This is a genomic window from Inquilinus limosus MP06 (assembly GCF_000767795.1).
Taxonomy (GTDB): domain Bacteria; phylum Pseudomonadota; class Alphaproteobacteria; order DSM-16000; family Inquilinaceae; genus Inquilinus; species Inquilinus limosus_E.
On record NZ_JANX01000153.1, the window covers coordinates 1 to 11,422 of the forward strand.

An 11,422-nucleotide genomic window follows, 5' to 3' on the forward strand; every position below is an offset into this window, starting at 1 on the left:
GGTCGATCGCCGCCACCAGCCGCTCGCCCTGGCGGGCGCGGTCGTCGGCGTCGCTGTGGCTCTCGAGATGAGCCGCGACCAGCCAGAGCGGCCGCGGCGCGTCCAGCCGGGCGGCCATGGCCATGCGGCCGCCCAGCCGGCGCTGGTTGCCGCTGCGGCCAGCGAACCAGGTGCCGCCGGCGTCCAGCGGGATGACCACCGGGTCCAGCAGCTTGTGGCGGCTGAGGATGGCGTTGCCATGCAGCCCGCAGCGATTGTCCTCGTCGGCGTGCCATTCGCATTCGCGGGCATCGCCGAGGCCGAGCTCGACGAACTCGACGCCATAGGCCCAGCCCATGCCCAGCGCCTCGGCCAGGTCGCGCACCGTGTGGCGGTTGCCGGAGCGGGCCATGCCGATATCGGCCTCGGTCAGCAGCACCACATCGGCGCCGGTGGCGCGCAGCAGCGCGGCGGAGGGGGCGTGGTACTTCAGCCGCTCGGCGTTCCAGGCGGCGACGCGCAGCCGCGGCCCGACCGGCCACATCTCCTCCGCCGGCCGATGCTCGACGGCATTGAGCGCCGGCACCTGGGCGGCGAAGCGGTCGTGCGCATCGTCCGGCGCCAGGGCGGCATCGGCCAGAAGGACCGGGTCCGGGGCCGGCAGCACGCCGGCCCGCTTCGTGATGATCTGCCGCATCGTCCGGATCAGGCCGCGAGCGCGCGCTGGTTGACCAGCTCGGCCAGGCGGCGGGCGCGGGCCAGGCTGTCGGCCAGCTCGGCATCGTAACGGTCGGCGTTCAGCTCCAGGATCATCACCGTGTCGGGCTGGAAGGTCAGCTCGGTGAAGATCTCCTCCCAGGCGATGTCGCCCCAGCCCAGCGGCAGGTGCAGGTCGCCGATGCCCAGCGCCACGGCCTCGGACGGTTCGTAGAACCTGGTCATGGTGTAGGGGCGGCCGAAGCTGTCATGGACGTGCAGGTGGCCGGTGGCCGAGGTCATGCTGCGGATCTGGGCCCGCCAGTCCAGGCCGCGGCGGGTGCATTCGATATAGGCGTGGCTGAAGTCGATCAGCGTGCACAGGTTGGGATGGCTCACCGCTCGTACCGTGTCGGCGACCTCGGCCGGGGTCTGGCGGTACTCGGTGTCGTCCATGGCGAAGATGTTCTCGAAGGCCAGCTTCACGCCATAACCGCGGGCGACCTCGGCCAGTTCGGCCAGGGCCTCGCGCTCGATCGCGTCCAGCCGGTCGCGACCGGCCTGGTCGGCCATCGCCGCCTTGCCGCAATGATGCACCAGCACGCCGGCGCCGACCTGGTCGCACAGCTCCAGCATCGCCCGCACCACCGCCTTCTGGAACGGCAGGTTCTGCTCGTCCATGAAGTTGGAGACGATCTGGCCGTGCACGGTGTAGCGCAGGTCGTGGCGGCGCACGATCTGTTCCAGCGTCTGCACCCGGCCGGGCAGCACGCGGCCGCCGGCGATCAGGTCCTCGCCATACAGCGACAGCTCCGCCGCGTCGGCGCCCAGTGCTGTGATGCGGCCCAGGCTGGCGTCGAGGCGGGAGAGGTCTCCCTTGCCGCTGACGCCGGTGGAGAAGCCGATGGCGGTGATGATCTCGGTCATGATGGTCTCTCGATCTCAGGCGGCGGTGGCGACGGCGAAGCGATGCTCGGCCGGCAGGTCGGCATCGAGCCGCAGCCCGGTGTGCGGGTCGAAGAAATGCAGCTGCGACGGCGGCAGGTACAGGCCCAGCGGCTGGCCGGGGGTGTAGTCGGCCTCGTCGCCGGTGGTCACGGCGAAGGACAGGCCGTCGATGTCGGTGTGGACCACCCGGCCGGCGCCCAGCTCCTCGATGAAATCGACCGTGGCGACCAACGCGCCGGGATGATCGGTCGGCACGATCTCGACCAGCTCCGGCCGGATGCCCAGCGCGGCGGAGCGCTCGACGAAGCGGCCGCCATAGGCGGGGTCGATCGCGACCGTCTTGGTCTCGTCGAAGCCGAACTGGCCGGGGGCGAAGATCCGGCCCTCGATGAAGTTCATCGCCGGCGACCCGATGAAGCCGGCGACGTAGCGGGTGCGCGGGTGGTTGTAGATCTCGGCCGGCCGGCCGATCTGCTCGACCACCCCCTTGTTCATCACGATCAGCAAATCGGCCAGGGTCATCGCCTCGACCTGGTCGTGGGTGACGAAGACCGAGGTCGCGCCCAGGCGCCGGTGCAGGCGGCGGATCTCAACCCGCATCTGCACCCGCAGCTTGGCGTCCAGGTTGGACAGCGGCTCGTCGAACAGGAACACCTCCGGCTCGCGGATGATGGCGCGGCCCATGGCGACGCGCTGGCGCTGGCCGCCGGACAGGGCGGCCGGTTTGCGGTCGAGGAAATCCTCGAGCCCGACCAGCTTCGCCACCTCCCGCACCTTCTCCATGCGCTCGGCCTTCGGCATGCCCGCCACCTTCAGCGCATAGCCCATGTTCTGGGCCACGCTCATATGCGGGTACAGGGCGTAGTTCTGGAACACCATGGCGCAGCCGCGCTCCCGCGGCTCCAGCCGGTTCACCACCCGGCCGCCGATCGCGATCTCGCCGGCGGTGATCTCCTCCAGCCCGGCGATCATGCGCAGCAGGGTCGACTTGCCGCAGCCGGACGGGCCGAGGATCACGGCGAAGGTGCCCGACGGCAGGTCCAGGTCGACGCCGTGCACCACCGGCGTCTTGCCGTAGCTCTTGCGGACGCCGCGGATGGCGATATGGGCCATGGGGTCTCTCCTCACTTCTCGGTGGCGATCAGGCCGCGCACGAACCAGCGCTGCATCAGCGCGACCACCAGCAGGGGCGGGATCATCACGATCAGGGTGCCGGCCATGGCGATGTTCCATTCCGGCAGGCCGCCCTGGTTGGTCGGGATCAGGCGCTTCAGCTCCACCACAGCGGTGCTGAAGGACTGGTCGGTGGTGACCAGCAGCGGCCAGAGGTACTGGTTCCAGCTGTAGACGAAGAGAATCGCGGCCAGCGCCAGCATGTTGGTGCGCGACAGCGGCATGAGGATCTCGGCGAAGAAGCGCATGGCGCCGGCGCCGTCCATCTTCGACGCCTCCAGCAGCTCGTCCGGCACGGTCAGGAAGAACTGGCGGTAGAGGAAGGTGCCGGTGGCGGTCGCGATCAGCGGCAGGATCAGGCCGGTATAGGAGTTCAGCAGGTTCCACTGCAGGTCGACCTGCAGGCCGATGGCGGCGAGGATGCTCTGGAACGGCGACAGCGCGTTGGCCGCGATCGAGTAGGTCGGCACGATGCGGACCTCCAGCGGCAGCATCAGCGTGGTGAAGATCAGCCAGAACACCAGCATCCGCGCGCGATAGCGGAAGAACACGATCGAGAAGGCGGTCAGCGCCGCCAGCACGATCTTGCCGACGGTGACGCCGACCGCGACGATCAGGCTGTTCAGCAGCTTCGGGCCGAACTCGGCATGGTCCCAGGCGGCGGCCAGGTTGTCGATCAGGTGGCCGCCGGGCATCAGGCTCATCGGCACCTGGTTGACGCCCTGGATGTCCTTGGTCGCGGCGGCCAGCACGATGGCGAAGGGCAGCAGCACCAGGACCAGGCCGACGATCAGGATCAGATGCGTCAGCGCGTTCAGGATCGGGGTGCGTTCGATCATCGCATCCTCCCTCAGCTGTAATGGACGCGGCGTTCGACCCAGCGGAACTGGACGAAGGTGAGGACCATGACCAGCAGCATCAGCACGATGCTCTGGGCGGCGGCGCCGGAGTAGTCGAGGCCTTTGAAGCCGTCGAAATAGATCTTGTAGACCATGACCTCGGTGCCGCGGGCCGGGCCGCCCTCGGTCATGATGTCGACGATGCCGAAGCTGTCGGTGAAGCTGCCGGTGAGGTTGATCACCATCAGGAAGAACAGGGTCGGCGCGATCAGCGGCAGCTGGATGTCGCGCATCCGGCGCAGCGCGCCCGACCCGTCCATGGCGCTGGCCTCGATCAGGCTCCTCGGGATCGACTGCAGCGCCGCCAGGAAGAAGATGAAGTTGTAGCCGATCCAGATCCAGGCATGGCACAGCACGACCATGATCAGGGCCTGGGTGCCGTTCAGCACCGGGTTCCACAGGCCGGGCCACAGCGCGTTCAGCGCGCCGATCATCCCGCTCTCGGGCGCGAAGATGAAGCGGAAGGCCACGGCGGCGGCAGGGGCCGCGATGGCGTAGGGCCAGACGAAGACCGAGCGGTAGGCCTGGAAGCCGCGCAGCTGGCGGTCGACGAACAGGGCCAGGACCAGGGCGCCGGCCATGGCGATGCCGGTGGCCAGCAGGGCATAGGCGAAGCTGACGCCGACCGAGCCCCAATAGGCGCCGTCGGCGAAGATCGCCTTGAAGTTCTCCAGCCCCACCCATTCATTGCCGCCGCCCCAGGGCTGCTCCAGGGTGAAGGCCCAGTACAGCGCCTCGCCGGCCGGCCAGTAGAAGAACAGGAACACCAGCAGCAGTTGCGGCGTGATCAGGAGCCAGGCCAGAGTCCGGTTCTTGAAGAAGGCGCGTTTTTCCATCGGGTCCGAGGCGGCTGGTGGGGAAGGGGCGAAGGCCTGCCGACCCTCGCCCGGCCGTGGGCCGGCCGGGCGGGGGCGGCGGATCCGGTCAGAGCAGCTGCTTGCCGGCGTAGGTCTTCTCGAACCGGCGCAGGATCGCGTTGCCGCGCTCCACCGCCTGGTCGAGGCCGTCCTGCACCGAGACCTTGCCGGCGATGATCGCCTGCAGCGCGTCCTGGACCTCCTTGCGGATCTGGATGTAGCCGCCGAGGCGGATGCCGCGGGAGACCGGGGTGGTCGGGGTGAAGGTCAGGCTCTCGATCGCCAGCTCGCGGCCCTTGTAGGGCGCCTTGTCGTAGAAGCCCTCGGCCTTCATCGCCTGGAAGCCGGAATTGGTCACCGGGATGTAGCCGGTGACGGTCGACCACCACTCGACCGAGGAGGGCTGGGCCAGGAAGTTCAGGAACGCCGCGGCGCCCTTGTATTCGCCCTCGGACTTGCCGGCGAGGACCCACAGCGAGGCGCCGCCGACCAGCGAGTTCTTGCGCTCGGTGCCGGCCCAGACCGGCAGCTTGACCACGTCCCAATGCATGTCCGGGGCGGCCAGCTTGCCGATGGTGCCGTGATCAGCGACCGAGGACTGGGTCATCTGACAGGTGCCGGAGGCGAAGGCCGGGACGACGTCCTGGCCGCCCTCCTTGGTCTTCAGCACGAACAGGCCTTCGTCGTACATCTTCTTGATGAAGGCGACGTGGTCGACGAACTTGGTCTTATTGAAGACCAGCTCGGCGTCGAGCCCGTCATAGCCGTTGTTCTTGCTGGCGATCGGCTGGTTGTGGATCGCCGAGAACTGCTCCAGCGTCGGCCAGGGGTCGAAGTTGAAGGCCAGCGGGCAGTCGTAGCCGGCGGCCTTCAGCTGCCGGGCGATCTGCTCGACATCCTCCCAGGTCTCCGGGCCCTTGTCGCGGCCGATCTTGGCGAAGGCGTCCTTGTTCCAGTAGAACAGCGCCGTCGAGGAATTGTAGGGGAACGACATCAGCTCGCCCTTCGACGTCGCGTAGTAGTTCGCGATGCCGCCGAAATAGTCGTCCCACTTGATGTCGTAGCCGTTGTCGGCCATCAGCTTGCGGGCCGGGACATAGGCGCCGGACAGCATCAGGTCCAGCGTGCCGGCGTCGAACACCTGCACCACGGTCGGCTGCTTCTGGGCGCGGTACGCGGCGATGGCGTTCTGCACCGCGTTCGGATAGCCGCCCTGGCCGACGCAGGTGATCTCGAAATCGGCCTGGCTGTCGTTGAAGCGCTTGCAGGTGTCCTGCACCCGCTGCTCCAGGTCGCCGGTCAGCCCGTACCAGAACTCGAACTTGGTGCGCTCGGCCGCCTGGGCCGGCTGCGCAAACACCGCGGCGGCGGCCAGCGCGAAGGCGGCCGCCGACAGCTTGGTCACGACGGTCATGTCTGTCTCCCCTTGGCCGCCCTTGCACGCCCCATGGCGGCGGCGACGGGATCGTTCCCTACAAGGGGAAGATGACGGTTCGGTTTAACAACCGTCTCGTCCGGATGACATTTGCCCCTGGGGCCTGTGGATTCCGGCGACAACTTCAAAGGATTAGACGAAAAAGCGATAGGTCCAGAATTGTCGGAGACTTGCGCCAATTCCATATTTCTGCAATTATCGAAATATGGATGAGATCGCAGCGATCGAGGGACTCGGCGCCCTGGCCCAGTCGACCCGGCTGGCCGTCTTCCGTCTGCTGGTCCAGGCCGGTCCCGACGGCGTGCCGGCCGGGACCGTGGCGGAACGGGTCGGCGTGCCAGCCACCACGCTGTCGACCCATCTCGGCATCCTCAGTCGCGCCGGGCTGATCTGGTCGCGGCGGGAGGGGCGGTCGATCCTCTATTCCGCTGATCTCGACGGCGTGCGGGCGCTGATGTCCTTCCTGGTCCAGGACTGCTGCAACGGCCTGCCGGAGATCTGCGCGCCGTTGATGGACATCATCGAGCGGGCGGGCTGCGGCTGCCAGCCGGCCGCCCCAAGCCAGGGAGAACCCACAGCGCCATGAGCACGGTCACGATCTACCACAACCCGGCCTGCGGCACGTCGCGCAACGTCCTCGGCCTGATCCGCAACGCCGGCATCGAGCCGGTGGTCATCGAGTATCTGAAGACACCGCCGAGCCGGGCCGAGCTGGCCGATATGATCCGCCGCATGGGTGTCCCGGTCCGGGCGGTGCTGCGCGAGAAGGGCACGCCCTATCACGAGCTCGGCCTCGACAATCCGGACCTCACCGACGACCAGCTGCTCGACGCCATGATGGCGCATCCGATCCTGATCAACCGCCCGATCGTCGTGACCGAGCGGGGGGTGGTTCTCGCCCGTCCATCGGAAGCGGTGCTCAACATCCTGCCGGCAGCGCAGCAGGGCGAGTTCCGCAAGGAGGACGGCGAGCTCGTCGTCGACGCCTCCGGCAAGCGCGCCTGACCTTTCCTTCTTACCGAACGGATCCGTGATGACCGCCGAGACCACCGCGGCCGGGCCTGCGCCGGCTGCACCCGCCATGGGGCTGTTCGAGCGCTATCTCAGCCTCTGGGTCGTGCTCTGCATCGTCGCCGGCATCGGCCTCGGCGCGGTGGCGCCGGGCTTCTTCGCGCTCGTCGCCTCGGCGGAGGCTGCGAAGGTCAACCTGCCGGTGGCCGTGCTGATCTGGGCGATGATCGTGCCGATGCTGCTGAAGATCGACTTCGCCGCGCTCGGCGAGGTGAGGGCGCATTGGCGCGGCGTCGGCGTCACCCTGTTCGTCAACTGGGGCGTCAAGCCGTTCTCGATGGCGCTGCTCGGCAGCGTCTTCATCGGCTGGCTGTTCGCGCCCTGGCTGGCCCCGGACCAGATCCCTTCCTACATCGCCGGGCTGATCCTGCTCGCCGCCGCGCCCTGCACGGCCATGGTGTTCGTCTGGTCGAATCTGTGCGAGGGCGAGCCGCATTTCACCCTGAGCCAGGTGGCGCTGAACGACCTGATCATGGTCTTCGCCTTCGCACCGCTGGTCGGGCTGCTGCTCGGCGTCGCCTCGATCACCGTGCCCTGGGACACGCTGCTGCTGTCGGTCGCGCTGTACATCGTCGTGCCGGTGGCGGCGGCGCAACTGTGGCGCCGGTATCTCCTGGCCGCGGGCGGCGAGCCGGCGCTGAAGCGCACCCTGGCCGCGCTGCAGCCGCTGTCGCTGACCGCCCTGCTGGCGACGCTGGTGCTGCTCTTCGGCTTCCAGGGCGAGCGCATCCTGGCCCAGCCGCTGGTGATCCTGCTGCTGGCCGTGCCGATCCTGATCCAGGTCTACCTCAACGCCGGCATTGCCTATTGGCTCGGCCGCCGGCTCGGCGTCGCCTGGTGCGTCGCGGCACCGGCGGCGCTGATCGGCGCCTCGAACTTCTTCGAGCTGGCGGTGGCGGCTGCGATCAGCCTGTTCGGACTCGATTCCGGCGCGGCGCTGGCCACCGTGGTCGGGGTGCTGGTCGAAGTGCCGGTGATGCTGTCGGTCGTGCGCCTGGTGAAAGCCTCGCGCGGCTGGTACGAGCGCCGACCGGCTTGATCCGTCCAGCACCTCGGTGACCGGCCGCGGCTCGGCCGGGTGGGCCGGGCGGTCGCCGATCGGGCGCTGCCACCAGCCGACATCGTGCCAGGCGCCGTGCTTGAAGCCGACGTCGCGATACACGCCGAGCGGCACGAATCCGACCGCCTCGTGCAGGGCGACGCTGGCCGGGTTCGGCAGGGCGATGCCGGCAAAGGCGGCGTGGTAGCCCTGGCGCCGGAGCAGCACGAACAGCCGCTCGTACAGCGCGCGGCCGACGCCCTGCCGCCGCCCGGCCTCGGCGACATAGACGCTGACATCGACCGACCAGCGATAGGCCGGCCGGACCCGGTGCGCGCCGGCATAGGCATAGCCCAGGATCCGGCCGTCCCGCTCCAGCACCAGCCAGGGATAGGCCGGGATCATGCCGCGGATGCGGTCGGCCATCTCCGCCACCGTGGGCGGCACCAGCTCGAAGGATATCGCGGTGCCGGCGACGATCGGGGCGTAGAGGACCTGGAGGGCCGGGGCGTCCTCCGGCGTGGCAAGGCGGATCATCGGGTCTTCCGGCAGCTGGGTTGTCGATACATTGGCCCTTGACTCATCGACCATCAAGGTATGAGAATCAGCGGCATGGCCGAAGCCCGCAAACTCTCCGCCGTCGCCCGACCCGCGGTCGACTACACCAGCCGCTCCTATTGGGCCGGCACGATCAAGATGAGCCTGTCCAAGTTCTTCATCCTGCGCGTGCTGCACGACCGGCCGATGCATGGCTACGACATCGCCCGCGCGGTGGAGCTGACGACCAATGGCTGCTGCTCCCCGACCGAAGGCACGATCTACCCGGTGCTGCGCGAGTTCGAGGAGGGCGGCTATGTCACGGTCGAGAGCAGCGTCGTCTCCGGCCGCCAGCGCAAGACCTACACCCTGACCAACAGGGGCCGCGAAGCCTTCAAGGTGGGCGTCGAGGCCTGGCTGGAGGTGACGCGGGCGTTGACCGAAACTGAAAGCGTGATCGCGCGGGAGAGCAGCGGAGGCTGCTGCGGATAGCGGCCTCTCTTTTTTGCCTGAATACATCGATCTTCGATGCCTAGAGTATGGACAGTGAGGAGATGCGACATGAACCGCCCGCTGGACTCGTCGGATCATAAGACGCTCCAGGCTGCCTCGCGCTCGAAGCTGCCGGTCGCGATCATCGGCGCCGGCCCGGTGGGCCTGGCCGCCGCGGTGCATCTGCTCGGCCACGGCCTCGAGCCCGTGATCCTGGAAGCAGGTGCGCAGGCCGGCGCCGCGGTGCGCGACTGGGGCCATGTACCGATGTTCTCGCCCTGGGCCTACAGCACCGATCGGGCCGCGGTTGCGCTGCTGCAGCGGCACGGCTGGGCGCATCCGGACAGTGCCGGCTATCCGACGGGCCGCGACCTGGCCGAACGCTATCTCGACCCTCTGGCGGCGACGCCGGAGATCGCCGGCCGGCTGCGCCTCGGTGCCCGCGTCACCGGCATCGCCCGTGCGGGCCACGGCAAAATCCGCACCGCCGGGCGGAACGATCGGCCCTTCGAGGTCCGATACCTCGGCGACAACGGGCGGGAAGGCCGGACCTTCGCGCGGGCGGTGATCGACGCCTCCGGCACCTGGTCCTCGCCGAACCCGGCCGGGGCCGGCGGCCTTCCGGCGATCGGCGAGCGCGCGGCGGCCACGCGCATCCGCTACGGCATGCCCGATGTGCTCGGTGGCGAGCGCGACCGCTATGCCGGGCGGCGCGTCCTGGTGGTCGGCAGCGGCCATTCCGCCACCGGCACGCTGCTCGACCTCGCCGATCTAGCCCGGGAGGCGCCGGGCACGAGCATCGTCTGGGCCTTCCGCGCCGCCGACCAGTCGAAGCTGTTCGGCGGCGGCGAGGCCGACCAGCTGCCGCGCCGTGGCGCCCTTGGTCTGCGCCTGCGAGCGCTGGCGGAGGCGGGGACCTATGAGATCGTCGCGCCCTTCGCGGTCGATGCGATGGAGGCGGCCGGGAACGGCCTGCGCGTCCTCGGCGACCAGGACGGAGCGGTGCGCGGCATCGAGGCCGACGAGATGGTGGTGGCCACCGGCCTGCGCCCGGACCTGTCGATCCTGGGCGAGCTGCGGATCGACCTGGACCCGGCGCTCGACTGCCCGCGGGCGCTGGCGCCGCTGATCGATCCCAATGAGCACAGCTGCGGCACGGTCCGCCCGCATGGCGCGGCCGAGCTGGCGCAGCCGGAGCCGGGCCTGTTCATCATCGGCATGAAGGCCTATGGCCGCGCCCCGACCTTCCTGCTGGCCACGGGCTACGAGCAGGCCCGGTCGGTCGCGGCCCATCTCGCCGGCGACCACGAGGCGGCGCGGCGGGTCGAGCTGGTGCTGCCGGAGACCGGCGTCTGCAACGGCCCCGGCCGGGGCGAAACGGAGGCGGCGTCGTCCTGCTGCGGTCCTGCCGCCCAGGCTGCTCCCGCCAAGGCATCCGCCTGCTGCTGAGCGACGGGAAGGTCCGCATCATGGCTGAAGCAATCGGCGCGGCCGGCCCGGTCTCCGGGCGGCGGCTCCTCGGGGTCGTCGCCGGGCTCGGGCTGACCCAGGTCATCGGCTACGGCACGCTGTACTACAGCTTCAGCATCCTGGCCGCCGGGATGGCGGCCGATATCGGCTGGTCGCAGGATGCCGTCTACGGCGCCTTCTCGGCGGCGCTCCTGGTCGGGGCCCTGATCGGCCCGCGCTGCGGCCGCTGGGTCGACCGGCACGGCGCCGGCCGGATCATGGCCCTGGGCTCGATCGCCGCGGCCGCCGCGCTCGTCGCCTGCGCCATCGCCCCCGGACGCTCGGCTTGGCCCTGGGGCTGGTTGCGATCCAGCTGGCCGCGTCCTTCGTCCTGTACGAGGTGGCGTTCCCGGCGCTGGTCCAGGTGGCCGGCTTCGGCGCCCAGCGCAGCATCACCCATCTGACCCTGATCGCCGGCTTCGCCTCGACCCTGTTCTGGCCGGCCACCACGGCGCTGCAGGACCATCTCGCCTGGCGCGAGGTCTATCTCGTCTTCGCTGCGCTGCACCTGCTGTTGTGCCTGCCTGTCCATCTCTGGCTACGAAGCCTGGCCCGGGCCGAGGTTCCGGCAGTGCCCCTCGCAAACGCCGTCCCCGAGGAGACCGAAGGGCAGGATCGGGACCGGCGCAGCCTGCTGGTGCTGACCGCGACCGGCTTCTCGCTCGCCGGCTTTGTCTCCTCGGCCGTGCTGGTGCACATGGTCCCGCTGCTCGGGGAGCTCGGCCTGGGCGCCGGCAGCCTGCTCGTCGGCAGCCTGTTCGGCCCGGCCCAGGTGCTGAGCCGGTTC

Annotated in this window: 13 protein-coding genes and 1 pseudogene; 7 read left to right on the forward strand and 7 right to left on the reverse strand. The window is 69.4% G+C overall.

Annotated features, from left to right (window positions below; translation table 11 throughout):
- From P409_RS14135 to P409_RS14160, 6 genes are all read right to left on the reverse strand, one after another.
- Window positions 1–676: endonuclease/exonuclease/phosphatase family protein (locus tag P409_RS14135; RefSeq protein ID WP_034837602.1), on the reverse strand; the 676-nt coding region annotated here is incomplete at its 3' end.
- Window positions 677–684: 8 nt separating this feature from the next.
- Window positions 685–1,602 (reverse strand): sugar phosphate isomerase/epimerase family protein, encoded by a 918-nt coding sequence (locus P409_RS14140; protein ID WP_034837605.1) that lies wholly within the window; start codon window positions 1,600–1,602, stop codon window positions 685–687.
- A gap of 15 nt (window positions 1,603–1,617) precedes the next feature.
- The gene (gene ugpC / locus P409_RS14145; protein WP_034837609.1) at window positions 1,618–2,736 is read right to left on the reverse strand and encodes a sn-glycerol-3-phosphate ABC transporter ATP-binding protein UgpC; all 1,119 of its coding nucleotides are present in this window, start codon (window positions 2,734–2,736) and stop codon (window positions 1,618–1,620) included.
- Window positions 2,737–2,747: 11 nt separating this feature from the next.
- Window positions 2,748–3,635, reverse strand: a complete 888-nt coding sequence (gene ugpE / locus P409_RS14150; protein WP_034837611.1) for a sn-glycerol-3-phosphate ABC transporter permease UgpE — start codon at window positions 3,633–3,635, stop codon at window positions 2,748–2,750.
- Window positions 3,636–3,646: 11 nt separating this feature from the next.
- A complete protein-coding gene (locus tag P409_RS14155; RefSeq protein WP_034837615.1) occupies window positions 3,647–4,531 on the reverse strand; it encodes an ABC transporter permease subunit in 885 nt (294 codons plus the stop codon).
- Between the two features lie 88 nt (window positions 4,532–4,619).
- Window positions 4,620–5,966: an extracellular solute-binding protein gene (locus tag P409_RS14160; RefSeq protein ID WP_034837619.1), complete on the reverse strand. Its 1,347-nt coding sequence runs from the start codon at window positions 5,964–5,966 to the stop codon at window positions 4,620–4,622.
- Window positions 5,967–6,192: 226 nt separating this feature from the next.
- Here P409_RS14160 and P409_RS14165 point away from each other — a divergent pair, with 226 nt between their 5' ends.
- The 3 genes from P409_RS14165 (at window position 6,193) to arsB (ending at window position 8,097) form a co-directional block, all read left to right on the forward strand.
- Window positions 6,193–6,573, forward strand: coding sequence for an ArsR/SmtB family transcription factor (locus P409_RS14165; RefSeq protein WP_034837624.1), 381 nt, complete (start codon window positions 6,193–6,195; stop codon window positions 6,571–6,573).
- On the forward strand, window positions 6,570–6,992 hold the full coding sequence (gene arsC, locus P409_RS14170) for an arsenate reductase (glutaredoxin) (RefSeq protein WP_034837630.1): 423 nt from the start codon (window positions 6,570–6,572) through the stop codon (window positions 6,990–6,992). Before P409_RS14165 ends, arsC begins: the two co-directional genes overlap by 4 nt.
- Window positions 6,993–7,068: 76 nt before the next feature.
- On the forward strand, window positions 7,069–8,097 hold the full coding sequence (gene arsB, locus P409_RS14175; RefSeq protein ID WP_034837635.1) for an ACR3 family arsenite efflux transporter: 1,029 nt from the start codon (window positions 7,069–7,071) through the stop codon (window positions 8,095–8,097).
- Between the two features lie 120 nt (window positions 8,098–8,217).
- On the opposite strand, the pseudogene P409_RS41555 reads toward arsB, so the two are convergent.
- A pseudogene (locus P409_RS41555) lies at window positions 8,218–8,688 on the reverse strand (N-acetyltransferase family protein); the annotation flags it as partial.
- 21 nt (window positions 8,689–8,709) lie between these two features.
- Between P409_RS41555 and P409_RS14180 the strand changes: the two are divergent.
- The 4 genes from P409_RS14180 to P409_RS36240 all read left to right on the forward strand — a co-directional run.
- A complete protein-coding gene (locus tag P409_RS14180) occupies window positions 8,710–9,126 on the forward strand; it encodes a PadR family transcriptional regulator (protein ID WP_034837632.1) in 417 nt (138 codons plus the stop codon).
- 69 nt (window positions 9,127–9,195) lie between these two features.
- Window positions 9,196–10,575 carry an NAD(P)-binding domain-containing protein gene (locus P409_RS14185; protein ID WP_193366493.1) on the forward strand — a complete coding sequence of 460 codons (1,380 nt, stop codon included), beginning with the start codon at window positions 9,196–9,198 and terminating at the stop codon, window positions 10,573–10,575.
- Window positions 10,576–10,595: 20 nt separating this feature from the next.
- Entirely contained in the window at window positions 10,596–11,039 is a 444-nt protein-coding gene (locus P409_RS37955; RefSeq protein WP_152613374.1) for an MFS transporter, read from the forward strand.
- Window positions 10,922–11,422 (forward strand): MFS transporter (locus P409_RS36240; protein ID WP_161790395.1); only part of this gene is annotated, 501 nt, incomplete at its 3' end. The genes P409_RS37955 and P409_RS36240, both read left to right, overlap by 118 nt.